The sequence below is a fragment of the Mesorhizobium sp. BH1-1-4 genome, assembly GCF_020165665.1.
In the GTDB taxonomy this organism is placed as follows: domain Bacteria; phylum Pseudomonadota; class Alphaproteobacteria; order Rhizobiales; family Rhizobiaceae; genus Mesorhizobium.
Map to the genome: position 1 here is coordinate 63,613 of NZ_JAIUIN010000024.1, position 23,400 is coordinate 87,012.

Here is a 23,400-nt window from a genome sequence, read left to right on the forward strand (position 1 = left end):
GCATTTCTCCCCGTAGAACGGGGAGAAAGAAGCTGGCGGCGACGCTGGCGTCAATTTGCGAAAGCAGCGATGACAGCGTCCTTCTCCCCGTTCACGGGGAGAAGATGGCGGCAGCCAGATGAGGGGCAGCGCTGACGCCCAAAATCTCGCGCTTAAATATCAGCCTTGAACGTCTGCTTCTGCTGCCCCAGCCCTTCGATTCCCAACTCCACCACATCGCCGGCCTTCAAAAACACCGGCGGCTTCATGCCGAGGCCGACGCCGGGCGGCGTGCCGGTCGAGATGATGTCGCCGGGATGCAGCGACATGAACTGGCTGAGGTAAGAGACGAGATAGGAAACGCCATAGACCATGGTCTTGGTCGAGCCGTTCTGCATCGTCTTGCCGTTGACGGTTAGCCACATCTTCAGGTTCTGCGGGTCGGCGATCTCGTCCTTGGTGACCAGCCATGGGCCGGTCGGGCCGAACGTGTCGCAGCTCTTGCCCTTGGTCCACTGGCCCTGGCGCTCGGCCTGGAAGGCACGTTCAGACACGTCGTGCGAGACACAATAGCCGGCGACATAGTCCAGTGCGTCGGCCTCGCTGACATACTTGGCCGTCTTGCCGATGACCACGCCGAGCTCGACTTCCCAGTCGGTCTTCTCGGAACCGCGCGGGATCAGCACGTCATCATCCGGGCCGACGATGGCCGAGCTTGCCTTCATGAAGATGATCGGCTCGGAGGGCACGGTGGCGCCGGTCTCGGCGGCATGGTCGGAATAGTTGAGGCCGATGCAGATGAACTTGCCGGTGCCGGCAACGCAGGCGCCGAGGCGAGGCTTGCCGGAAACAACAGGCAGCGACTTCGCATCGAGCTTCGACAGCATGTCCAGCGACGCAGGATGAAGCGTGGTGCCGGCAATATCGGCGACATGGGCGGAGAGATCGCGGATCGTTCCATCCGCATCGAGTAGGCCGGGACGTTCGCTCCCCACCTCGCCATAGCGCAGCAGTTTCATGCATCTTCTCCTGATTGCGGCCTCGGGCCGTTCTACAAAACTCTCCGCCGGGGCATCAGCCCTTCCGGAACCGGGCCGGACCCTAGCCACCGGCCTGCTTCACGACAAGCGCGGGCAGCTCGTTTTGATCGCCGGTGGGCGGGATTTTCAGACTTCCCGATCCTTCGTCGAACCCGATCGTCCGGTTGCCGGCAATCGTCTCCGGACGCGATCAGATCGACCAGCCGCCGTCGATATTATAGGCCTGCCCGGACGTATAGGTGGCGCCGGCCAGATAGACGGCGAGATCTGCGATTTCCTCCGGCGTCCCGAGCCGGCCCATCGGCTGGCGGGCGATGAACGCGGCACGGGCGGCGTCGTAGTCGCCCTGAGCGTGCATGCGGTCCTGCAGCGACGGGCTCTCGACCGTGCCGGGGCAGATGGCGTTGCAGCGTATGCCCTTGCCGACATAGTCGGCCGCGACCGCCTTGGTCAGGCCGATGACGGCGGCCTTGCTCAGGCCATAGACGAAGCGGTTTGGGACACCCTTGGTCGAGCTGGCGAGCGAGGCCATGTTGATGATCGATCCGTCGCCGCGCTCCAGCATGCCGGGCAGCACGGCCCTGATGGTCCGGACCATGGCGCGGACGTTGAGGTTCAGCGCGAAATCGAGGTCGCCATCCTTCATCTCGAGGATCGAGCCGGAATGGACGAAACCGGCGCAGTTGAACAGAACGTCGACACGGCCGATCTCGGCGAAGGCCGCGTTGACCGCCTCGTCGTTGAGGACGTCGACCTTGCGGGTCTTGATTCCTGATGTCTTGGCGAGTTCCGCCAGCAGCGTCTCGTTGATGTCGGTGGCGTGGACGACAGCACCTGCCTTGGCGAAGGCCAGTGCGCTTGCCTTGCCGATGCCTTGCGCCGCCGCCGTGATGACAACGACCTTGCCTGCCAAATCCGCCATGTCTTTTCCTCGCCTGCTTGGATCGATTGCCTTTATCGGCGGCCGGCGAAGACGTCATGTGCCAGTCAGGCGCGATCGTGCGGCCTGCGCCAGTTCACTGATAAAGATGTTTTTTCTCGTTAAAGAACATATGCACGGGCGTCAAGCCCGAACACGATCCCATTGCGGCAGCATGGAGATATCAGTCCCCGTAAGGCACCCAGACGTTCTTCACCTCGATGGCGCGGCGCAGGAAAGCGTCGCCGGCGGCATCTTCGGAGGCCCAGTCGAGGCTCCGGCCATTGCCGTTCCAGACGCGCTTGAGATTGCCGATGGAGTCGGCTTCCGCCTTGGCGCAGGTGTCGGCGTCGGCGAACAGCCAGAGCCCGTCGACATCGTCATGCTTGGCCAGCACGCCGGCAAGTTCGGCGCTGCGGCCGGTGACGATGTTGATGGCGCCGGCCGGCACGTCGGAATATTCGATGATCTGATAGAGATCGGTCGCCAGCAGCGGATACCGTTCCGAAGGCACGGCGACCACCGTGTTGCCCATGGCCAGCGCCGGAGCGACCAGCGAGATGAAGCCGAGCAAGGGCTGATTGTCGGGCGCGACGATGCCGATGACGCCGACCGGCTCATGCAGCGCCAGCGTCACGGCACGCGCCGGCGGCTGGTGCACGCGTCCCTCGAACTTGTCGGCAAGGCCGGCATAGAGGAACAGCCGTTCGATCGAGAGCTCGACCTCGTCCCGCGCGCCCTTGGCGTTGGCGCCGGTCAGCTCGGTGAGGCGGGCGGCAAACTCGCCCGCACGGCCGGAAAGGTTCTCGGCCAGGTAATAAAGCACCTGCGACCTGTTATAGGCGGTTGCTTCCGGCCAGCTCTTGCAGGCGCGCGCGGCGGAAACGGCGTCACGGATATCCTTGCGGCTGCCGAGCCCGATCTCGCCGGCAAGCTTGCCCTTGGCGGTGGCGATGCCAAGCGAGTAATTGCCATCGGGCCGCACCTGCTTGCCGCCGATGAACAGTTTTGCCGTGCGGTCGATGGCGCTACCGTCGGCCTGCTCGACGGGCCGAGCGGACGACGTCGCCGGTTTGATGACCGGACCGAGCGGCAGCTTTGCCGTCAGATATTCGAACATCCCCTCACGACCGCCCTCGCGCCCGAAACCGCTCTCGCGGTAGCCGCCGAAGCCGCAGGCGGCGTCGAACATGTTGGTGCCGTTGACCCAGACGACGCCGGCCTTGAGTTGCGGCGCGATATGAAGGGCCAGATTGACGTTCTCGCTCCACACAGAGGCGGCGAGCCCGTAGCGCGTGTTGTTGGCAAGCTCGATCGCTTCCTCGGTGTTGCGGAAGGTCATGGTGGCGAGCACTGGCCCAAACACCTCCTCCTGCGCCAGGATATTAGCCGGCGAAACACCAGTGGCCAACGTCGGCAGGTGGTAATAGCCGGAAGACGGCAGCGCCGCATCCGGCTGCCAGCAGACGGCGCCCTGCCTGGCGCCTTCCGCGACCAGACCCTTGACCCGGTCGAGCTGTGTGGCGTCGACCAGCGGCCCGATATCGGTGTTCTTGTCGAGCGGACTGCCGACGCGCAGCCGGCTCATCCGCGTCTTGACCTTAGCGATCAAGGCTTCGGCAATGCCTTCCTGCACCAGCAGCCGCGAACCGGCGCAGCACACCTGGCCCTGGTTGAACCAGATGCCGTCGACGAGGCCCTCGACGGCGCTGTCGAGGTCGGCATCCTCGAAGACGATGAAGGCGGATTTGCCGCCAAGCTCCAGCGACAGTTTCTTGCCCGAGCCGGCGGTGGCCTTGCGGATGATCTTGCCCACTTCGGACGAACCGGTGAAGGCGATCTTCTGGATGCCGGGATGGTTGACGATCGCCGCACCTGCTTCCGGACCGCCCTGGACGATGTTGACGACGCCCTTCGGCACGCCGGCGCGTTCGCAGATTTCGGCGAACAGGATAGCGGTCAGCGGCGTGAACTCGGCCGGCTTCAGCACCACCGTGCATCCGGCGGCGAGTGCCGGCGCTATCTTCCAGGCCAGCATCAGCAGCGGGAAATTCCACGGGATGATCTGGCCGACGACACCGACGCCCTTGTGGCCGGGGAAATCCTTGTCCAGCGCCTGCGCCCAGCCGGCATGATGGATAAAATGACGGATCGCCAGCGGCACGTCGATGTCGCGGCTCTCGCGGATCGGCTTGCCATTGTCGATCGATTCAAGTACCGCGAACAGCCGCTGGTGACGCTGCATGGCGCGGCCGATGGCGTAGAGCACTTTCGCGCGCTGGTATCCCGAGGCGGCCGACCACTTCGGCAGCGCCTTCGTGGCCGCGGCGACAGCCGCGTCGATATCGGCGGCATTCGCATCCGACACCTTGGCCAGAAGCTTGCCCGAAGACGGTTCGCTGGTCTCGAAGGTCTTGCCGCCGGAAGCGGCCTTCCATGCGCCGTCGATGAACAGCGCCTTGCCAAAGTCGCGCGCGGCCAACCAGGCGTCGGCCTCGTTGCGGGCTTCCGGCGCCGGGCCGTATTCCATGGCGTGATAGCGTTCGAGAATGTTCATCAGGCACTCCAGATAATTGTCAGAGAAGGCATTCCGCTACGCCCGTCAAACTCTGACGCTAGGCCATCGCGTGGCGGTGATTGGCCGAATAGTGCCCAGTCAGGTGATGTTCGAGCTGGCGCTCTATATCGGTCAGCAGGCTCGACGCGCCGAAGCGGAACAGCTCGGGCTCCAGCCACGGCCGGCCGAGCTCTTCCTTCATCAGCACGAGCCAGTCGAGCGAAACCTTGGCCGTGGAAATGCCGCCGGCCGGCTTGAATCCGATGAGATAGCCGGTCTCCTCGAAATAGGCCCTGATGGCGCGCACCATGGCCAGGCCGACAGGCAGCGTGGCGTTGACGCTTTCCTTGCCGGTCGAGGTTTTTATGAAATCGGCGCCCGCCATCATCGCCACCATCGAGGCCAGCATGACATTGCGCAGCGTGGCGAGGTCGCCGGTGCCCAGAATGACCTTCAGATGCGCGTCACCGCAGGCGGCGCGCATCGAGACGATCTCGTTGTAAAGCTCGCGCCATTTGGCGCCGAACACCAGGCCGCGCGGAATGACGACGTCGATCTCGTCGGCGCCGTCGCGTACCGAGGCCTCGATTTCCTGCAGCCGGGTCGACAGCGGCGCCAGCCCATGCGGGAAGGCGGTGGAGACGGCGGCGACATGGATGCCGGTGCCGCGCACGGCATCGACGGCGGTGGCGACGAAGGGATGGTAGACGCAGACGGCGGCCGGCCGGATGGTCTCGCCCGCAATGCCCAGGCCCTCCATGATGTCGCGGCGCAGCGGGTTGATCGCCTTGGCGCAGAGCCGGCGCACGCGCTCCTCGGTGTCGTTGGAGTTGAGCGTTGTCAGGTCCATGCAGGCGATCGACCGCAGCAGCCAGGCCGCCTGGTTGTCGGCCTTGATCGAGCGCCGTTTGGTCAGGCTGGCGACGCGGCGTTCCAGCGCCGAACGGTTGACGCTGCGCACCGATTCCAGAAAGCCGAGGTCGAGCTTGAGGCCAGGATTGCGCGCGATGTGATGGTCCAGCGGCACCGGGGTGTTGGCGGCGGCGCGTGCCGGCAGCGGCGTCACCTTGGTGCCAAGATCGGCGTCGCGGATTGTGCTGCTCATCTCCTGCCCTTTCATTCAGCGGCGTGCGCTTGACGTCTTGGTGCGCATCGTTCTCCCAAAGCCGTTCGACAGCTTTGGGCAACACGCACGAAGATAGCCCGCGAAGCCGCGCTTCACGAGTCCTCAAGCGAGGGATAGCTGAAAAAGGCTGCAAAAGCAGCTAATTTTTGACCGGAAGGTCAAAACTCGATTGCCGAGCGTTAAGCGCGGGCCTCAGCCGACGAAGGCGCGTTCGACGACAAAAGTCGCGGGATGGCTGAGCGAACCTTCCTGGAAGCCGAGGCTTTCGGCCAATTCCTTGACGTCCTTCAGCATATGCATCGAGCCGCAGATCATGATGCGGTCGGTTTCCGGATCGAGCTTCTCGATGCCGAGGTCGCTGTAGAACTTGCCCGAGCCGATCAGCGCGGTGATGCGGCCCATGCGCGCCGACTCTTCGCGGGTCGTCGAATTGTAGAGCGTAACGCGCCCGGTGGTCAGCTCGCCGATAAGCGGGTCGCTTTCCAGCGCCGCCACCAGTTCCTGGCCATAGATCAGTTCGGCATTGTCGCGGCAGGTATGGGTCAGGATCAGCTGGTCGAATTTCTCGTACGTGTCGGGATCGCGCAGCAGGCTGGCGAAGGGCGCGATGCCGGTGCCGGTCGAGATCGTGAACAGCCGCTTGGCCGGCGTCAGCGCGTCGACGACCAGCGTGCCGGTCGACTTCTGGCGCATGATGACGGTGTCGCCGACCTGGATCTTCTGCAGTTCCGAGGTCAACGGGCCGTCTGGCACCTTGATCGAGAAGAACTCCAGCTCTTCGTCCCAGGCCGGGCTGGCCACGGAATACGCACGGTACACCGGCTTCTCAGCATTGGGCAGGCCGATCATGACGAACTCGCCCGAGCGAAAGCGTAGCGACTGCGGACGGGTGATCCGGAACGAGAACAGCCGGTCGGTATAGTGCTTCACCGAGACGACGGTTTGCGCATAGACATTAGCCGGAATCGGGAACTGCAGCGGACGGGCTTCAGCGGTGTTGAACGCGGGCGTGGTGTTCATCAATTCCAACCTTCTCGCCCAATGAGAGATACGGGCGCCGAACTTTCCCGTGCGCGCCCGAACCATTCAGGTCCCGGCGTGCCATGCACGCTACCAAAGCGGTAAGCTCTTGTGTCGGGAATTTATTAGTATACAAACGATATTTGCGTCAAGATGGCGCCGTGAAACACCTTTCCAAACTGCGGCATATCCGTAGTCCCAGCATTTCGGGTTTCGACAATGGAAGAGAATTTTTCGGTGCCGTCGCCGGATTCCCTGGGCAGCGTGGTTGCCGGCATCGATGTCGGCGGAACTTTCACCGACCTGCTTTTGATCGATGGCAAGGACGGCGGCAAGGTGTATCTGGCCAAGACGCCGACGACGGTCGACAACCAGGCTTTTGGCGTGGTTTCGGCGCTCGGCGCCACCGGTTTTCCGGTCGACGGCATCGACCTCATCGTGCATGGCACGACCACCACCACCAATGCGGTGCTGGAGCGCCGGCTGGCCAAAACCGGCATGATCACCACGCGCGGTTTTCGCGACGTGATCGAGCTCGGCCGGCGCACGCGGCCGCAGCCCTATGGCATGACCGGGACCTTCGTCCCCATCATTCCGCGCAATCTCAGGCTCGAAGTGTCGGAGCGCGTCGAGGCCTCAGGCGCTATCCGCACGCCGCTCAACGAGGCCGAAATGCGCGATGCCGTGCAGGCGCTTATCGCCGCCGGCTGCGAATCCCTCGTCATCCACTTCCTGCACTCCTACGCCAACCCCGGACATGAGCGGCGCGCAGCCGAAATCGCTGCCGAATTCTGGCCGAACGGCTACATCACCACGGGCCATGCGCTGCTGTCGGAAGCGCGCGAATTCGAACGCGGCGTAACGGCCTCGGTCAATGCCTCGGTGCAGCCGATCCTCGAGCGTTACGTCGAGCGGCTGCGCAAGGAATTGGCGGCACAAGGCTATGGCCGCGACTTCCTCATCATGAACGGCAATGGCGGCATGATCTCGGCCCGCTTCGTCACACGTGAATCGGCCAAGACGGTGATGTCGGGCCCCGCCTCCGGCGTCATCGCCGCCGCCTATACGGGCAAGCGCGCCGGCTTCGAAAACCTCGTCACCTACGACATGGGCGGCACCTCGACCGACGTGGCGTTGATCCGCAATGCCGAGCCGGCGGTCTCGAACGAGATCGAGATCGAATATGCGATGCCCATCCACGTGCCGATGGTGGCGGTGCACACGGTCGGCGCCGGCGGCGGCTCGATCGCCCGCGTCGATGCGGCCGGCCTGATCCAGATCGGCCCCGAAAGTGCCGGCGCCAATCCCGGCCCGATCTGCTACGGCCGTGGCGGCACCGAGCCGACCATCACCGACGCCAATCTTGTGCTCGGCCGGCTGGCCCCGAAGAAGCTGCTGGCGGTCGACAATCCGGTCACGGCGGAGCGCGTCACCGGCATTTTCGAGGACAGGATCGGCAAGGCGACCGGCCTGTCCGGCGTCGAGGCGGCTGGCGCGGTGCTGCGCCTCGGCAACATGAAGATGGCCGGCGCCATCCGCATGGTCTCGGTGTCGCGCGGTCATGACCCGCGCGATTTCGCGCTGTTCGCCTTCGGCGGCGCCGGGCCGCTGCACGCCACCGCGCTCGCCCGCGAACTCGGCCTGCCCAAAGTGCTGGTACCGGCCCGTCCCGGCATCACCAACGCGCTCGGCTGCGTCGTCGCCGATCTGCGCCATGACTTCGTCAACACCATCAACCAGCCTGTGGCCCTTCTTGATGAAAGCCGGCTCCACCAAGTATTGGAACGGCACCGGAACGAAGGTGAGGAGTTGATCGGCAAGGAGGCGGTGAAACCGGAGAGGATCCGCGTCACCCACTCCGCCGACATGCAGTTCGTCGGCCAAACCCATATCATCAACGTGCCGCTGCCGTCTTCGACGGTGACGCGGAGCGAATTGCAGGCTTTGTTCGAAAAAGCCTATTTCGCCCGCTTCAAGGTCGAGCTGCCGGAAATCCGCGCCAATCTTGTCAACTTGAACACGTCGGTCACCGGCGTCAGGCCGGCGATCGACCTGTCGCGCCTGATCGACCCGGTCGGGCGCGCAAAAACGCTGGAAGAGGCGCGGCGTGAAATCCGGCCGGTCTGGTACGCCGGCCATTGGCACGACACGCCGGTATACATCAGGGAAAAGCTGCCGCTCGACGCCATCATCGAAGGCCCGGCGATCCTCGAACAGATGGACGCCACCACCGTGCTGGAACCCGGCGACCGCGCGCGCTCGGACCCCGACGGCAACATCATCATCGACATCGGCGAGGCCTGAGATGCCCGACATTGGTATGGCAAAGCTCGACGCCATTACGCTTTCGGTCCTCCAGGCCGCCTTGCAGCAGGTCTGCGACGAGATGGACCTGACCTTTTCCCGCGCCGCCTTCTCGCCCGTCATCGCCGAGGCCAACGACCGTTCCGACGGCATCTATTCCGCCGTTGACGGTTCGCTGATCGCGCAGGGCAGCCAGGGCCTGCCGGTGTTCGTCGGCGTCATGCAATATTCGACCAGGACGGTGATCGAAATGATCGCCGACGGCCGCTGCCTGGCCCCGGAGCCGGGCGACATCTACATCGTCAACGACCCTTATCTCGGCGGCACGCATCTGATGGACGTGCGCTTCGTCATGCCGGTCTATCGCGGTGAAAAGATCTTCTGCTGGTTGTCCAACACCGGCCATTGGCCCGACATTGGCGGCTCCGTGCCCGGCGGCTTCTCGGCATCCGCCACCGCCGTCGAGCAGGAAGGCCTGCGGCTGCCGCCGGTAAAGCTGTTCAAGAAGGGCGTGCTCGATCCTGAAATCTACGCCATCATTTGCTCCAACATCCGGGTTGCCGACCAGCGCATCGGCGACATCAGGGCGCAAGCAGCAGCCCTGCTGATCGGCCAGGATAGGCTCAATGGAATCCTGGATCGTTACGGAGACGAAACTGTTGTCGCGGCGATCGCCGAACTGCGCCGCCGCGCCGCCGAGCAGATGCGCGCCAACATATCCGCCATTCCCGACGGAATCTATCATTCCAAGGCCTTCGTCGATTCCGACGGGGTGGTCAACGAACCGCTGACCATCGCGCTCGCCGTCGAGAAACAGGGCGATACGCTGACCTTCGATTTCACGGGCTCATCCAAGCCCTGCGCCGGACCAATGAACAGCGTGCTGGCAACGACCCTGTCCTCGGTCTATCTCGCCATGCGTCATATCTTCCCCGATGTGCCGATCAGCGCCGGCGCTTTCGAACCACTCGAGGTCAAGCGGCCGGAGGGCACTTTCCTCGATGCAAAGTATCCACGTCCGGTCTCGGGTTGCGCGGCCGAGGTCTCGCAGCGCATCGCCGAGGCGGTGTTCGCCGCCATGGTGCAGGCGCTTCCCGACAAGGTGACGGCCGCCCCCGCCGGCTCAAGCGGCAATTTCGCGCTTGGCGGCAGCGATCCCGCGCGCGGCCGTGATTATGTCATGTATCAAATATCCGGCGGCGGCTATGGCGGCAATTCGGCCCATGACGGCCTCACCAATGGCTGCTCGACCATCGGCATTTCGAAATCGCCGCCGGTCGAGATCATGGAGCAGGCCTTTCCCGTGCTCTACCGCCACTATGCCTTGCGCGAAGGCTCGGGCGGCGCCGGCAAGCATCGGGGCGGTTTCGGCCTCGCCTACGAAGTCGAGATCCTGCGCGGCGAGGCGCGCGCGTCCTTTGTCATGGATCATGGCCGTTTCGGGCCGCAGGGCGCGCTTGGCGGGGAGGACGGCGAACCCAACAGCGTGACTGTCTTCCGCGATGGCGCAGAACACATACCGCCGCACCTCTCCAAGGAACAGGACATCCCGCTGAAGGCCGGCGACCGCGTGCGCGTCGGCACGCCCGGCGGCGGCGGTTATGGCGATCCGCGTGAACGTGACGCGGAGCAGGTGCGGCGCGATGTGGCGCTGGGCTATTACACCTTCGAGCAAGCCAGGGAAAAATTTGGCGTCGTATTGTCGGCGGGTGATCTCATCGTCGACCGGATGGCAACCCACAATCAGCGAGCCGGCTAACCACCGCAGGTCGCCCGCGCGGATCGTTCACAGCGCCGTGATCGCCGCATGACATGTCGTTTCCGTCTCCGCCGGGAGCATGAAAGCCCGTAGATTTATCCCGGTCAACGGAGATCTCGAACATGCATCTTTTTGGTCGTTTCGTGCTTGCCGCTTCCGTCGTTTTCACCCTCGCCACGGGTGCTGCTTCCGCCCAGGAGAAGCTGCGGCTTGGCACCGAGGGCGCCTATCCGCCCTTCAATTATGCCAATGCCGACGGCACGCTGGGCGGTTTCGACATCGATCTCGGCAAGGCGCTGTGCACCGAGATGAAGGTCGAGTGCGAATTCGCCGTCCAGGACTTCGACGGTTCGATCCCCGCGCTGCAGGCCGGCAAGTTCGACGCCATCATCAACATCACCATCACGCCCGAGCGGGCGCAGAAGGTGGAGTTCACCCACAAATACTACCAGACGCCGCCGGCCATCGCCGTGCCGAAGGACTCGACCATCGCGGGCACCTCGCCGGACGATCTCAAGGGCAAGGTGCTCGGCGTGCAGAGCGCCACCATCCACCAGAATTTCGCCGAGCAGAAATACAAGGGATCGACCGTCAAGGCCTATCCGACGGGCGACGACGCCCGCACCGACATGGCCAATGGCCGCCTCGACGCGATGATGGATGGCTCGATTATCCTGACAGAATGGCTGAAGAAGCCCGACGGCGCCTGCTGCAAATTGCTGGGCACGCTGACCGCCGATCCGGCCATTCATGGCCCCGGCGTCGGCATCGCGCTGCAGAAGGGCAACAAGGACCTGGCCGACAGGTTCAACGCGGCGATCGACGCGCTGCGCGCCAACGGAAAATACAAGGAGATCAACGACAAATATTTTGCCTTCGACGTCTACGGTTCCTGAGACCGACGGCAACCCCTCTGGCAGCGCTATCAGGCGCTGCCGTTTTTCATACGGAGAAATTCCTTGGCCGAGCGGCGCTCCCCCTTCTACAGCGGTATTGTCGGGCTTGGCGCCACCATGGGCCGTGTCGGCGGCGACTTCATCTCGGCCAAATACTATTCCGGCATTGCCGACGAGCACCTGAACACCCGCGCCAATGTCGGCGTGCAGGATCTCAGCACCATGGGCAAGATGGACATCAAGGGGCCGGACGCCGAGGCGCTGGTCAACCATGTCACCGTCAACGATGCCTCGGCGATGAAGCCGGGCCAGGTCCGCTACTCCACGGTCTGCCGCGAGGATGGCGGCATCATGGACGATCTCACCGTGTTCCGGCTGGCACCCGAGCACTTCATGCTGGTGACCGGCTCCGTCAACCGCCTGAAGATGCTGCCCTGGCTGCAGCATCATGCTGAGGGCCGCAAGGCCTATGTCACCGACATCACGGCGGCGGTCGCCTTCCCCACCATCCAGGGTCCGCGCTCGCGCGACCTGTTGAAAGCTCTGGTCACGGATGCCGATCTCGATGGGTTGAAGCGCTGGGCGTTCACCTCGGGGCGTGTCGGCGAAACCAAGGTGTTGATCTCGCGCACCGGCGTCACCGGCGAACTCGGCTTCGAACTCTTCGTGCCGGCCGATGAGGCGGCTTCGGTCTGGGACGCGCTGATGAAGGCCGGCCGCGATTTCGGCCTGAAGCCCTATGGCGTGCTGGCCATGTTCACGCTCGGTCTGGAAAAGGCCTATCCCGCGCATGGCATCGACATGGACGAGACCCGCACGCCGTTCCATGTCGGCCTCGACCGCTGGATCAAGTTCGACAAGGGCGATTTCATCGGCCGCGAGGCGCTTTTCAAAGTGCGCGACAAGGGTCTCGACGAACGCTGGACCGGCCTGATCCTCGATGGCGACACGCCGGCAGCGACGGATGCGCGGGTGATGGCCGATGGCAGGGATGTCGGCGTGGTCACCTACAGCGACCATGGCTATTCCCTGGGCAAGGTGCTGGCGACAGCGCATCTGCGGCTGCCGTTCACGGCTGTTGGAACGGAACTCAGCATCGCCATTGAAGGCAAGCCGGTCCGCGCCATGGTGGCGCCGATACCGTTCTTCGATCCGGAAGGGGCGAGGTTGAGGGGTTAGCGCGACTTGCGTCGACAGGTCGCTGCCTTCGCGATTGGCCGAAACGGCCTGACATCGTCATCCTATGACGAAGCGATGGGCGGTGGCCCCAATCGCTGACAGTCAGCCGGCTCATCACCCCCGACGATCGAGCCGCGCCACCAGACGATCCCCCACCCACTGGATGCCGCAAACCAGTATGATCAGCACGATCACCACGGCGATCATCACGCTGGTTTCAAACCGCTGGTAGCCGTAGCGGATGGCGAGGTCGCCGAGTCCGCCCGCACCGATGGCGCCGGCCATGGCCGAAGCGCCGACCAGCGTCACCAGCGTCACGGTGAAGCCGGCGACGATGCCGGGCAGGGCTTCGGGCACCAGCACCTCGCGGATGATGGTCCAGCGGTTGCCGCCCATCGCGCGCGCCGCCTCGATCAGCCCGTGGTCAACCTCCCGCAGCGACACTTCGGCGATGCGCGCATAGTAGGGCGTGGCGGCGATCGACAGCGGCACGATCGCCGCCCAGGTGCCGATCGAGGTGCCGACGATCAGCCGCGTCACCGGGATCAGCGCCACCAGAAGGATGATGAACGGCACCGAGCGGAAGCCGTTGATGACGGCGGCGAGCACCCGGTTCACCCACGGGCTTTCGGCGATGCCGCCGCGCTCGGTGGCAATCAGCGCCAGGCCGAGCGGCAGGCCGAAGACCAGCGAGATCAGGCCGGAGGCGGCCGTCATCAGCACCGTCTCCCGGATCGACCGCAGCAGAAGCTCAAACAGGATCGGCGACATGGCCAAGCACCTCCACCCGCGCCTGGCGGGACTTTAGAAAAGCGATCACCTCGGCGAGATGGCCCGCATCGCCGCCGGGAATGGACAGGAACAGCGTTCCGACCGGCTGCTGCTGAATATGGTCGATGCCGCCATGAACGAGCCGGAAGGCGCCAGGCACGGCTCTCGCAAGGTCGGAGAGCAGCGGGCCGCGCGCGGCTTCGCCGGCCACATCCACCCGCAGGATGGTTTGCGCGCCGGCTGACGGACGGAGCCGGGCCGCCAGCTCCGGCGGCAGTTGCGGCCGGATGGCGCCGAGCAGGCGTTTTGTGATGCCGGATTGCGGATCGGCGAACACCGACCAGACCGGCCCTTGCTCGACGATGCGTCCGGCGTCGATGATCGCCACGCGGTCGGCGATCGAGCGGATCACCTCCATCTCGTGGGTGATCAAGAGGATGGTCAGGCCAAGCTGCCGGTTGATGTCCTTGAGCAGGGCGAGAATGGAACCGGTCGTCTCCGGGTCGAGCGCCGACGTCGCTTCGTCAGACAGAAGCAGCGCCGGCCGAGCGGCCAGCGCCCTGGCAATGCCGACGCGCTGCTTCTGGCCGCCCGACAGCGACGCCGGATAGGCTTTCGCCTTTTCCGACAGGCCGACGAGATCGAGCAGCTCCGCCGCCCGCTTCAGCCGCTCGGCCTTTGGCCGGCCCCCGATCTTCAGCGGCAGCGCCACATTGTCCTCGACGGTCTTGGCCGACAGCAGGTTGAAATGCTGGAAGATCATGCCGATGCGCCGCCGCAGCGGCTGCAGGTCACGCTCGCGGAGCCGGCTGATCTCGCGGCCCTCGATGAACACCTCGCCGGTGTCGGGGCGCTCCAGCCCGTTCAGGCAGCGGATCAGCGTCGATTTGCCGGCGCCGCTGCGGCCGATGATGCCGAGGATCTCGCCCTTGCGCACCGTCAGTGAAATGCCGTCGAGCGCCGCCGTCGCGCCGAAGCGGCGCTTCAGCTCGACAAGGCGCACAACGTCCTGTGCCGGTGCATCGGCGTCGTCCGTGTTCTCGATGGCTGCGGTCACATGCTGGTTCATACGCGGATCCCGAAACAGGATTGCGGCCCGCGCATCGGGCGGACCGCACTTCTCGTCAAAGCAGACACTTTCGTGCCAGGATTTGCTCAGTAGGCGCTGAGACCGGTGCCCTTGTAGACCTTGTCGAACTCAGCCTTGACTGCCTCGTTCTGGTAGGAGGCGACCAGCGTCTTCACCCAGGCCTCGTTCTCGTTGCCGACCTTGACCGCGATGAAGTTGCGATAGGGATTGTCGGCGATCGACTCCTGCGCGATGCGGTTTTCCGGGGTCAGGCCGCTTTTCAGCGCCCAGTCGGTGTTGACCACGGCGGCGTCGAGATCCTCGACCGAGCGGCCGACGATACCGGCGTCGAGTTCCTTGATCTCGAATTTCTTCGCATTCTCGGCGATGTCGGCGGTGGTGGCGAGGATGCCGGTGCCGTCCTTCAGCTTGATCACGCCCTCATTCTGCAGCACGCGCAGCGCCCGGCCTTCATTGGACGGGTCGTTCGGCACGCCGATCACCGCGCCTTCCGGCAGGTCGGCGACCTTCGTGTACTTCTTGGAGTAGAGGCCGATCGGCCACACGCCGGTATAGCCGACGCGCACGATATGGTAGCCCTGCGTCTTGATCTGGTTGTCGAGATAGGGCTGGTGCTGGAAGGCGTTGGCGTCGATCTCGCCGCGCTCCAGCGCCTCGTTGGGCTGGGTATAGTCGTTGAACACCACGGTCTCGATGCTCAGGCCCTTCTCGGCGGCTTTAGCGACCACGACGCGCCAGACATCCTCGTCCTCGCCGCTGATGATGCCGACCTTGATCGCCTTCTTGTCCTCGGCGAAGGAGGCATGCGGCGCCATCAGGCTGCCGATCGCCACAGCCGAGGCGAACAGCAGAGCGAGGCCGCTGCGCCGGTTGATGGTTGACCTTGGGGAAGAGGACAAAGTGTTGTTGAAGTCGGACATGTCTGATTCTCTGCGGTTGCGAAGTCATGACGGCAAGGCGGGTTGCCTAGGCTTGGTCACATCATCAGAATTCTATCGATTTTATCAAAGAACGTGTTTCGCCGTTCTCAGCCAAGCCGGGAATATTCTCTCAAAAATTTTGGGGAAGAGAGCAAAACACGCCGCGGGATCGGGTATCGTCCGTTGCGATCCGATCCCGTGGCCCAGAAGAGCCGGCGAGGTTCCCGCGAGCCCGGCCGTCGTGTTTCCCTCCGGATTTATAGTGTTGTTACAATTGTTGGCCGCGCATGACGTGACCGAGCAGCAATGGCGGGTGCTGCGCGTGCTGAGCGAGGCCGGTCCGATCGAGGCGACGGAGCTTGCGGACCGTGCCTCGGTGCTGCAGCCCAGCCTGACCCGCATCATCAAGACCCTCGAAGGCCGAAAATTCATCACCCGCAACAAGGCGCAAGGCGACGGCCGTTGCGTCGTGCTCGCCATTGCTCCGGCCGGCTCGGCGCTGATCGAGGCACTGTCGCCCGAACGTCGCGTCATCTATGACGACATCGAACGGCGCTTCGGCCGTGAGCGGCTCGAGCACCTTCTCGATCTCCTGGAAATCCTGATCGACGGCAAAGGCTGACCGCTCCGCGGCGCGGGCCGTTCGCCTCGCCTCGAGCGCAGACTGCCCAGCCGCGCGGCGCCGGCGGCAGTTGCAGGGACATTGATCCTTACGCTGATTGATTGTGCCTGCGGCCAGCATTCTTCCCTCATGCGGCCATGGCCACCTTTTCGTGAAGGCGGGCGGGTTGATCGGGCGGCCTTCTTGCCTAGGTAGAGAGTGCGGCAGGGCGCCACGCGATCTCAAAAATCGGTATGACATTTTCCTCTATTCGAAAGCTTGCCCTTTCTGGTCTCTTCGTCGTCGCCCAGTCTTCCTGCGTCGTTCCCGACGACACGTCGCGCATCGGCAAGGTCGATCCCACGGCGGCGGCGGCTCGCAAGGAGATGGTCGGCCTCAGCGAAGCCGACGTTCGAATGTGCGCGGGGTTTCCAACCGCCACCGCGGACGCTGGCGGATCCGGCCAGATCTGGACCTACAAGCGCGTCGTTCAGCGCGACAATCTCAGCATCGTCGTCCCCACCCTGTCGGTGGGGCCGGTCCCGGCCCTCGGTGGTTCCCTCAATGTCGCCCCCGGCGGCTATTGCGACACGCAAGTCCGCATGGTCGGCGGCCGCGTCGCCGAAGTTGCCTACGCCGGCGACAACAATCTGCCCAGCAGGCGCGACGCGCTCTGTGTCAGCACCGTGGACGCTTGCGTGGCTTATGCCCGCCAACACAGGCAGGTGACCAAATAGGTGGGGCGACAAGGGGATTTCGCGGGAAACAGCGATGGCCGGGCTTCGGTGTTTGACGCGGATGGCGTTGAGGGCTTGACTGGCCCGCCGGACCGAATACCCTAGCGCAAAATACCGGCTCTGATCGCCGGGCGGCAAATATGCCTCGTATGCCTCGCCTTTCCGGCGCTGGCTGCGGGGCATTGTCATTTCTGGGGTCTTGTTTGAAACGGCGTATCGAAATAGGCATCCTCTATTCCCGCTCGGGGAGCTATCAGCTCGTCTCCGACGCGTGCCGCATCGGCGCCATGCGCGCCATCGCCGACATCAATGCCGACCGCAGCTCGGGTATCGAACTGGTGCCGGTCGAACGCGATCCGCAAAGCAACGCCGACCGCTACGCGACGCTGTGCGAGGACATTTTCAGGACCAGCAGCGCCCGCCACGTCGTCGGCTGCGTCACCTCCTGGAGCCGCAAGGAGACCATTCCCGTGCTGGAGAAGGCGGGCGGCATGCTCTGGTATGCCTGCCCCTATGAGGGGTTCGAGGCCAACGAGCATGTCGTCTACATGCACGCCTGTCCCAACCAGCACCTGGTGCCGCTACTGGCGCATGTCGTGCCGCGCTTCGGCGCCAACGGTTTTCTGCTCGGATCGAACTATATCTGGGGCTGGGAGATGAACCGCGTGGCGCGCGACCTGATCGCCGATGCCGGCGGCAAGGTCTTGGGCGAGCGCTATCTGCGTATCGGCGAGACCGACGTGTCGCGCCTGATTGCCGAAATCAGGGCGACGCGGCCGAATTTCATCCTCAACAATCTGATCGGCACCTCGTCCTATGCCTTCCTGGCCGCCTATCGCGACCTGGGCGTCGAGGATCCGGCCTTCAGCCCGCAAAACTGCCCGGTCATTTCCTGTAACCTGACCGAGGGCGAGCTGCCGGCGATCGGCGAGACGGGCAAAGGCCATCTGTCGGTCGGGCCCTATTTCGCGCCGCGTCCGGCCGCCTTCGCCTCGTCCTTCGAAGCCTCGGCCTATGCCTCCGTGCAAGTGATGGCCGACGTGCTGTCGCGTGATCCCGAGGCCGGCCCGGCCGAATTTTCCAGGACCTTCGCCGAGCGGCGCTTTTCCACCCGGCTCGGACCGATCGCCATCGACGCGCATTCCCAGCACGCCACGCTGCCCGTCATCATAGGCCGGATCGCTGACGGTTTCTTCGAAGTCGTCAGCCGCGAGGACGAGGTCGCGCCGGATCCCTACCTGTCACGCTACGATCCGGCAAAAACATTCGGCCGGCCGCGCTTGCGGGTGGTGTCGTGACCCGCACCCCGCGCATCCCCAATCTCGGCGGCGCCAGGGCGTTTGTCCTGCATCGCCCGCACCCGACGGTGCAGGCGATCACCAGGCAATTGTCGGCCATCGGCCTTGTCACCGTGGACTGCTGGCCGGAACTGGCGGCGGAAGCGCTGGCCGCGGACTTCGTCTTCTTCGATGCCGATCTCGGCTTCGACGAGCAATTCCCCTGGAAGCCGGGCGAGGCGCCGATGCCGCTGGTGGCGCTGATCGGCTCGGAAGCGCCCGGCCGCATCGAATGGGCGCTGTCGCACAAGGCCGACGCGCAGCTCCTGAAGCCGGTCGGCAATGCCGGCGTCTACAGCGCGCTGCTGATCGCGCGCCAGAGCTTCGAGGCACGAAAGAACTTAGCCGGCGAGATTGCCGCGCTGCGCCAGCGCGTCGCCGAACGCCAGACCATCGTGCGGGCTGTCTCGGCTTTGGCCAAAGGCAGCGACGACGAGCGCGCCTATGCGCAACTGCGCTCGCTGGCGATGAGCTGGCGGATCAGCGTCGAGGACGCCGCGCGCCGTATCGTGGCAATGACCGAGGACGTAACGGGAGAGGCCAAGACCGGGGAGGAGAGCGGCGATGACCAGTCCCATCGCGCCTGACCTCGCGGCGACGGCGCGCATGCCGTTAAAACCGCGCGCCGGCGTCTGGCGCCGGCTGGTCCAGCGCCGCCTGGCGCTGCTCGGCCTGGTCATCGTGGCCGTTGTCGTCGCCGGCGCGATCCTGGCGCCATGGCTGACCGGCTACGATCCCAACGAACAGATGTTCGACGGCCTGACCATCGAGGGCTCGCCGCTGCCGCCGAATGCGAAATTCTGGCTGGGCACCGACCTGCTCGGGCGTGACCTGTTGACCCGCATCCTCTACGGCGCGCGCACCTCCCTGATCATCGGCATCGTCGCCAATGGCATCGCACTCTTCATCGGCACGCTGGTCGGGGTCGCCGCGGGCTATTTCCGCGGCTGGGTCGGCAGCGTGTTGATGCGTTTCACCGATCTGATGATGGCCTTCCCGGCGCTGCTGCTGGCCATCTGCCTGGCGGCCGTGTTCCAGCCCAGCCTGTGGATCGTCGCCATGGTCATCGCCCTGGTCAACTGGGTGCAGACCGCGCGCGTCATCTACACCGAGACGTCCTCGCTCGCCGAACGCGAATTCATCGACGCCGAGCGCACCATCGGCGCGAGTGCGCCGCGCATCCTGTTTCGCCACATCCTGCCGCATCTCCTGCCCACCATCATCGTCTGGGGCACGCTCGGCATCTCGACCACGGTTCTGCTCGAGGCGACGCTCTCCTTCCTCGGCATTGGCGTGCAGCCGCCGACGGCATCGTGGGGCAACATCATCTTCGAGAACCAGACCTATTTTCAGGCCGCGCCCTGGCTGGTGTTCTTTCCCGGCGCCGCGATCCTGGCGCTGGCGCTGGCCTTCAACCTGATCGGCGACGCGCTGCGCGACATTCTCGACCCGACGCAAAGGGGCCGGGCATGATGGGAGGCCGGGCATGATCGCCTATCTCGGCCGCCGGCTGATCCAGTCGCTGCTCATCCTGCTCGGCGTCTCGCTGATCACCTTCGCGCTGCTCTATCTCCTGCCCGCCGATCCGGTGCGCCAGATCGCCGGCCGCAGCGCCACGCCGCAGACGGTGGAGAACATCCGCCAGCAGCTCGGCCTCGACCAGCCCTTCATCGTCCAGTACTGGCACTATCTGGTGAAGCTCGTCAGCGGCGATCTCGGGCGCTCCTACATCCAGCGCTCGGAGGTTACCGAGCTCATCGTCTCGCGGCTGCCGGCCAGCCTGCTTCTGATGGTCGGCGCCATCCTGTGCGAATTGCTGATCGGGCTCTCGATGGGCCTGATCGCCGCCATCAAGCGCGGCACCGCCACCGACCAGACCTTGATGGTCGCCTCCTTCGTCGGCGTCTCGGCGCCGCAATTCGTCGTCGGCCTTTTGCTGCTCTACGTCTTCGCGGTCAGGCTGAGCTGGTTTCCGATCGGTGGCTACGGCACCTGGCGCCATCTCGTGCTGCCATCGCTGACCATGGGCATCCTCGGGGCCGGCTGGTATGCGCGCATGATGCGTTCGTCGATGATCGACGTGCTGCGCCAGGATTATGTGCGCACCGCGCGTGCGAAAGGCCTGGCTCGCGGCGCTATCATTTTCCGCCATGCGCTGCCCAACGCCATCCTGCCGGTCATCGCCATGATCGGCATCGACATCGGCATCTTCATGGGCGGCATCGTCGTCGTCGAAAGCGTGTTCGGTTGGCCCGGCATAGGCCAGTTGGCTTGGCAGGCCATCCAGCGAGTCGACATCCCGATCATCATGGGGGTCACGCTGGTGTCGGCTTTCGCCATCGTGCTCGGCAATCTGCTCGCCGACATCATCGCGCCGTTCATCGACCCCCGCATCAAACTGAGATGAGCATCAAGCTCGGATGAAACCAAGAAAACAAACAGAGAAAGGGAACATGACAATGAAGAAGTTTCTCGCATCGACCGTGGCGGCATCGGCGCTGGCGCTGATGCTCGGCATGACGAGCGCCCGCGCAGAGGACGCCATGGATACCAACGCCAAGCAGGGTGGCGAGATCATCGCCACCTACAAGGACGACGTCACCACGCTCGACCCTGCCATCGGCTATGACTGGCAGAACTGGTCGATGATCAAGAGCCTGTTCGACGGGTTGATGGACTACGAGCCCGGCACCACCAATCTCAAACCCGACCTCGCCGAGAGCTACGAGATCTCGCCCGACGGCAAGACCTTCACCTTCAAGCTCAGGCACGGCGTGAAATTCCACAATGGCCGTGAGATGACGGCCGACGACGTCAAATATTCGCTCGACCGCGTCACCAATCCGAAGACGCAGAGCCCCGGTGCCGGTTTCTTCGGCTCGATCAAGGGCTATGACGACGTCGCCGCCGGCAAGGCCGAGACGCTGTCGGGCGTCACCGTCGTCGATCCCTACACGGTCAAGTTCGAGCTGACCCGCCCCGACGCCACCTTCCTGCATGTCATGGCCATCAATTTCTCGCATGTCGTGCCGAAGGAAGAGGTGGAGAAATACGGCGCCGATTTCGGCAAGCATCCGGTCGGCACCGGGGCGTTCAAACTCGCCGAGTGGACGCTCGGCCAGCGCATCGTCTTCGAACGCAATCCGGACTATTGGCACAAAGGCCTGCCGCATCTCGACAAGATCACCTTCGAGGTTGGCCAGGAGCCGATCGTGGCTTTGCTGCGCCTGCAGAAAGGTGAGATCGACCTGCCGCTCGACGGCATTCCTCCGGCAAAGTTCCAGGAGGTGATGGCCGATCCCGAGCAGAAGGCGCGCGTCGTCGAAGGCGGCCAGCTGCACACCGGCTATGTCACCATGAACACCACCATGGCGCCGTTCGACAATGTGAAGGTGCGCCAGGCGGTCAACATGGCGCTCAACAAGGCGCGCATCATCCAGATCATCAACGGCCGCGCCGTGCCGGCCAACCAGCCGCTGCCGCCATCGATGCCGGGCTACGACAAGGAGTACAAGGGTTATCCCTACGACGTCGCCAAGGCCAAGGCGCTGCTTGCCGAGGCCGGCCATCCCGATGGCTTCGAGACGCAATTGTTCGCCATGAACACCGATCCCAACCCGCGCATCGCCCAGGCGATCCAGCAGGATCTGGCGGCGATCGGCATCAAGGCCAGCATCCAGTCCCTGGCGCAGGCCAACGTCATCGCCGCCGGCGGCGACAAGGCCGGCGCGCCGATGATCTGGTCCGGCGGCATGGGCTGGATCGCTGATTTCCCGGATCCCTCCAACTTTTATGGCCCGATCCTGGGCTGCGCCGGAGCGGTGCCGGGCGGTTGGAACTGGTCCTGGTATTGCAACAAGGATCTCGACGCCAAGGCAGCCGAGGCCGACTCGATTGTCGACCCTGCGAAGGCCGGGGAGCGCAGCAAGATGTGGAGCGACATCTACGCGAAGATCATGGCGGACGCGCCCTGGGCGCCGGTCTTCAACGAGCAGCGATTCACCATGAAATCGGCCCGCATGGGCGGCGCCGACAACCTTTACGTGGACCCGGTCCATGTCCCGATCAACTACGACAATGTGTACGTAAAAGATGTGCAATAACTGCGATTACACCATCCACGGGCGCCATCACCATTTCGGCTGGGACAATTCGTTTGTCCCGGCGCAGCGCGTGGCGCCCGGCTCCACCATCGAGTTCCAGTGCCTGGATTCCTCGGGCGGCCAGTTGCAGCCCGACAGCACGGTCGCCGAGATCGCCAAGCTCGACTTCGGCCAGATCAACCCGGTCACCGGTCCGATCTTCGTCGAGGGCGCCGAGCCGGGCGATGCGCTGAAGGTGACGATCGAGATGTTCAAACCGTCCGGCTTCGGCTGGACGGCGAATATTCCCGGCTTCGGCCTGCTCGCCGACGACTTCAAGGAGCCGGCGCTGAACATCTGGAAATACAATGCCGCCTCGCTCGAGCCGGCATTGTTCGGCAAGAACGCGCGCGTGCCGCTGAAACCGTTCGCCGGCACCATCGGCAACGCACCAGCCGAGATGGGCCACCACTCGGTGGTGCCGCCGCGCCGCGTCGGCGGCAATCTCGACATTCGCGATCTCGCCGCCGGCACCACACTCTATCTGCCGGTCGAGGTGGCGGGCGCGCTGTTCTCGGTCGGCGACACGCACGCGGCGCAAGGCGATGGCGAGGTCTGCGGCACGGCGATCGAAAGCCCGATGGACGTCGTGCTCAAGCTCGATCTGGTCAAGGACGCCAGGCTGAAGACGCCGCGCTTCACCACATCGGGCCCGGTGACGCGCCATCTCGACGCCAAGGGCTATGAGGTGACGACCGGTATCGGGCCGGATCTGATGGCGGGCGCCAAGGAAGCGGTGGCCCAGATGGTCGACCTGCTCGCCGGGCGTTACGGAATAGATCCGGTCGAAGCCTACATGCTGGCCTCGGTCTGCGGCGATCTCAGGATCAGCGAGATCGTCGACATGCCCAACTGGGTGGTGTCGTTCTACTTTCCGCGCTGCGTGTTTGAATGAAAGGTCGGCGCCGCACCCCCCTCTGCCCTGCCGGGCATCTCCCCCTCAAGGGCAGGGCTGTCCGGGGAAAGTATCTGGTGAATCGAAATGCCGCATGCGCATGCCCCGTGAGACGGTGGTTTTCCGTC

20 protein-coding genes are annotated in these 23,400 nt (G+C 64.4%); 12 read left to right on the top strand and 8 right to left on the bottom strand.

Annotated features, from left to right (window positions below; all coding sequences use genetic code 11):
- Positions 1-152: 152 nt before the first annotated feature.
- The 5 genes from LB569_RS27240 to LB569_RS27260 all read right to left on the bottom strand — a co-directional run bounded on the left by LB569_RS27240 (position 153) and on the right by LB569_RS27260 (position 6,641).
- Positions 153-998, bottom strand: a complete 846-nt coding sequence (locus tag LB569_RS27240; protein WP_140703379.1) for a fumarylacetoacetate hydrolase family protein — start codon at positions 996-998, stop codon at positions 153-155.
- 211 nt (positions 999-1,209) lie between these two features.
- On the bottom strand, positions 1,210-1,941 hold the full coding sequence (locus LB569_RS27245; protein WP_224694798.1) for an SDR family oxidoreductase: 732 nt from the start codon (positions 1,939-1,941) through the stop codon (positions 1,210-1,212).
- A 181-nt stretch (positions 1,942-2,122) separates the two neighbouring features.
- Complete coding sequence (locus LB569_RS27250; protein WP_224694799.1) at positions 2,123-4,495, bottom strand: aldehyde dehydrogenase family protein; 2,373 nt, start codon at positions 4,493-4,495, stop codon at positions 2,123-2,125.
- A 58-nt stretch (positions 4,496-4,553) separates the two neighbouring features.
- Entirely contained in the window at positions 4,554-5,600 is a 1,047-nt protein-coding gene (gene deoC / locus LB569_RS27255) for a deoxyribose-phosphate aldolase (RefSeq protein ID WP_140703373.1), read from the bottom strand.
- 213 nt (positions 5,601-5,813) lie between these two features.
- Positions 5,814-6,641, bottom strand: a complete 828-nt coding sequence (locus LB569_RS27260) for a ferredoxin--NADP reductase (protein ID WP_224694800.1) — start codon at positions 6,639-6,641, stop codon at positions 5,814-5,816.
- A gap of 219 nt (positions 6,642-6,860) precedes the next feature.
- On the opposite strand from LB569_RS27260, the gene LB569_RS27265 reads away from it, so the two are divergent.
- The 4 genes from LB569_RS27265 to LB569_RS27280 all read left to right on the top strand — a co-directional run bounded on the left by LB569_RS27265 (position 6,861) and on the right by LB569_RS27280 (position 12,779).
- Positions 6,861-8,945: a hydantoinase/oxoprolinase family protein gene (locus LB569_RS27265; RefSeq protein WP_224694801.1), complete on the top strand. Its 2,085-nt coding sequence runs from the start codon at positions 6,861-6,863 to the stop codon at positions 8,943-8,945.
- Between the two features lie 16 nt (positions 8,946-8,961).
- Complete coding sequence (locus LB569_RS27270; protein WP_224694812.1) at positions 8,962-10,704, top strand: hydantoinase B/oxoprolinase family protein; 1,743 nt, start codon at positions 8,962-8,964, stop codon at positions 10,702-10,704.
- A gap of 122 nt (positions 10,705-10,826) precedes the next feature.
- A complete protein-coding gene (locus LB569_RS27275) occupies positions 10,827-11,600 on the top strand; it encodes an ABC transporter substrate-binding protein (RefSeq protein WP_224694802.1) in 774 nt (257 codons plus the stop codon).
- 63 nt (positions 11,601-11,663) lie between these two features.
- Positions 11,664-12,779, top strand: a complete 1,116-nt coding sequence (locus tag LB569_RS27280) for an aminomethyltransferase family protein (RefSeq protein ID WP_224694803.1) — start codon at positions 11,664-11,666, stop codon at positions 12,777-12,779.
- A 114-nt stretch (positions 12,780-12,893) separates the two neighbouring features.
- Here the strand turns inward: LB569_RS27280 and LB569_RS27285 are convergent, their stop codons facing one another.
- The 3 genes from LB569_RS27285 to LB569_RS27295 all read right to left on the bottom strand — a co-directional run bounded on the left by LB569_RS27285 (position 12,894) and on the right by LB569_RS27295 (position 15,560).
- A complete protein-coding gene (locus tag LB569_RS27285; protein ID WP_224539617.1) occupies positions 12,894-13,550 on the bottom strand; it encodes a methionine ABC transporter permease in 657 nt (218 codons plus the stop codon).
- Positions 13,531-14,619 carry a methionine ABC transporter ATP-binding protein gene (locus tag LB569_RS27290; protein WP_224694804.1) on the bottom strand — a complete coding sequence of 363 codons (1,089 nt, stop codon included), beginning with the start codon at positions 14,617-14,619 and terminating at the stop codon, positions 13,531-13,533. The genes LB569_RS27285 and LB569_RS27290 overlap by 20 nt, the downstream gene beginning before the upstream one ends.
- 86 nt (positions 14,620-14,705) lie before the next feature.
- The gene (locus LB569_RS27295; RefSeq protein WP_224694805.1) at positions 14,706-15,560 is read right to left on the bottom strand and encodes a MetQ/NlpA family lipoprotein; all 855 of its coding nucleotides are present in this window, start codon (positions 15,558-15,560) and stop codon (positions 14,706-14,708) included.
- Positions 15,561-15,825: 265 nt separating this feature from the next.
- On the opposite strand from LB569_RS27295, the gene hpaR reads away from it, so the two are divergent.
- The 8 genes from hpaR (at position 15,826) to LB569_RS27335 (ending at position 23,272) form a co-directional block, all read left to right on the top strand.
- Positions 15,826-16,182 (top strand): homoprotocatechuate degradation operon regulator HpaR, encoded by a 357-nt coding sequence (gene hpaR / locus LB569_RS27300; protein WP_224694806.1) that lies wholly within the window; start codon positions 15,826-15,828, stop codon positions 16,180-16,182.
- A 233-nt stretch (positions 16,183-16,415) separates the two neighbouring features.
- Positions 16,416-16,898 (top strand): hypothetical protein, encoded by a 483-nt coding sequence (locus tag LB569_RS27305; protein ID WP_224694807.1) that lies wholly within the window; start codon positions 16,416-16,418, stop codon positions 16,896-16,898.
- A 203-nt stretch (positions 16,899-17,101) separates the two neighbouring features.
- Positions 17,102-18,196: a transporter substrate-binding protein gene (locus LB569_RS27310; protein ID WP_224539608.1), complete on the top strand. Its 1,095-nt coding sequence runs from the start codon at positions 17,102-17,104 to the stop codon at positions 18,194-18,196.
- The gene (locus tag LB569_RS27315; RefSeq protein WP_140703354.1) at positions 18,193-18,822 is read left to right on the top strand and encodes an ANTAR domain-containing response regulator; all 630 of its coding nucleotides are present in this window, start codon (positions 18,193-18,195) and stop codon (positions 18,820-18,822) included. The genes LB569_RS27310 and LB569_RS27315 overlap by 4 nt, the downstream gene beginning before the upstream one ends.
- Positions 18,800-19,708: an ABC transporter permease gene (locus tag LB569_RS27320; protein ID WP_411970257.1), complete on the top strand. Its 909-nt coding sequence runs from the start codon at positions 18,800-18,802 to the stop codon at positions 19,706-19,708. The genes LB569_RS27315 and LB569_RS27320 overlap by 23 nt, the downstream gene beginning before the upstream one ends.
- 13 nt (positions 19,709-19,721) lie before the next feature.
- Positions 19,722-20,642, top strand: coding sequence for an ABC transporter permease (locus LB569_RS27325; protein ID WP_140703350.1), 921 nt, complete (start codon positions 19,722-19,724; stop codon positions 20,640-20,642).
- 52 nt (positions 20,643-20,694) lie between these two features.
- Positions 20,695-22,338, top strand: a complete 1,644-nt coding sequence (locus tag LB569_RS27330) for an ABC transporter substrate-binding protein (RefSeq protein ID WP_224694808.1) — start codon at positions 20,695-20,697, stop codon at positions 22,336-22,338.
- Positions 22,328-23,272, top strand: coding sequence for an acetamidase/formamidase family protein (locus tag LB569_RS27335; protein WP_224694809.1), 945 nt, complete (start codon positions 22,328-22,330; stop codon positions 23,270-23,272). The genes LB569_RS27330 and LB569_RS27335 overlap by 11 nt, the downstream gene beginning before the upstream one ends.
- Positions 23,273-23,400: the final 128 nt, after the last annotated feature.

What these genes read in the sequence shown, in the direction of transcription:
- LB569_RS27240 (WP_140703379.1), bottom strand. Translation starts at nt 998, where the DNA reads ATGAAACTGCTGCGCTATGGCGAGGTGGGGAGCGAACGTCCCGGCCTA.
- LB569_RS27245 (WP_224694798.1), bottom strand. Translation starts at nt 1,941, where the DNA reads ATGGCGGATTTGGCAGGCAAGGTCGTTGTCATCACGGCGGCGGCGCAA.
- LB569_RS27250 (WP_224694799.1), bottom strand. Translation starts at nt 4,495, where the DNA reads ATGAACATTCTCGAACGCTATCACGCCATGGAATACGGCCCGGCGCCG.
- deoC (WP_140703373.1), bottom strand. Translation starts at nt 5,600, where the DNA reads ATGAGCAGCACAATCCGCGACGCCGATCTTGGCACCAAGGTGACGCCG.
- LB569_RS27260 (WP_224694800.1), bottom strand. Translation starts at nt 6,641, where the DNA reads ATGAACACCACGCCCGCGTTCAACACCGCTGAAGCCCGTCCGCTGCAG.
- LB569_RS27265 (WP_224694801.1), top strand. Translation starts at nt 6,861, where the DNA reads ATGGAAGAGAATTTTTCGGTGCCGTCGCCGGATTCCCTGGGCAGCGTG.
- LB569_RS27270 (WP_224694812.1), top strand. Translation starts at nt 8,962, where the DNA reads ATGGCAAAGCTCGACGCCATTACGCTTTCGGTCCTCCAGGCCGCCTTG.
- LB569_RS27275 (WP_224694802.1), top strand. Translation starts at nt 10,827, where the DNA reads ATGCATCTTTTTGGTCGTTTCGTGCTTGCCGCTTCCGTCGTTTTCACC.
- LB569_RS27285 (WP_224539617.1), bottom strand. Translation starts at nt 13,550, where the DNA reads ATGTCGCCGATCCTGTTTGAGCTTCTGCTGCGGTCGATCCGGGAGACG.
- LB569_RS27290 (WP_224694804.1), bottom strand. Translation starts at nt 14,619, where the DNA reads ATGAACCAGCATGTGACCGCAGCCATCGAGAACACGGACGACGCCGAT.
- LB569_RS27295 (WP_224694805.1), bottom strand. Translation starts at nt 15,560, where the DNA reads ATGTCCGACTTCAACAACACTTTGTCCTCTTCCCCAAGGTCAACCATC.
- LB569_RS27305 (WP_224694807.1), top strand. Translation starts at nt 16,416, where the DNA reads ATGACATTTTCCTCTATTCGAAAGCTTGCCCTTTCTGGTCTCTTCGTC.
- LB569_RS27320 (WP_411970257.1), top strand. Translation starts at nt 18,800, where the DNA reads ATGACCAGTCCCATCGCGCCTGACCTCGCGGCGACGGCGCGCATGCCG.
- LB569_RS27325 (WP_140703350.1), top strand. Translation starts at nt 19,722, where the DNA reads ATGATCGCCTATCTCGGCCGCCGGCTGATCCAGTCGCTGCTCATCCTG.
- LB569_RS27330 (WP_224694808.1), top strand. Translation starts at nt 20,695, where the DNA reads ATGAAGAAGTTTCTCGCATCGACCGTGGCGGCATCGGCGCTGGCGCTG.
- LB569_RS27335 (WP_224694809.1), top strand. Translation starts at nt 22,328, where the DNA reads ATGTGCAATAACTGCGATTACACCATCCACGGGCGCCATCACCATTTC.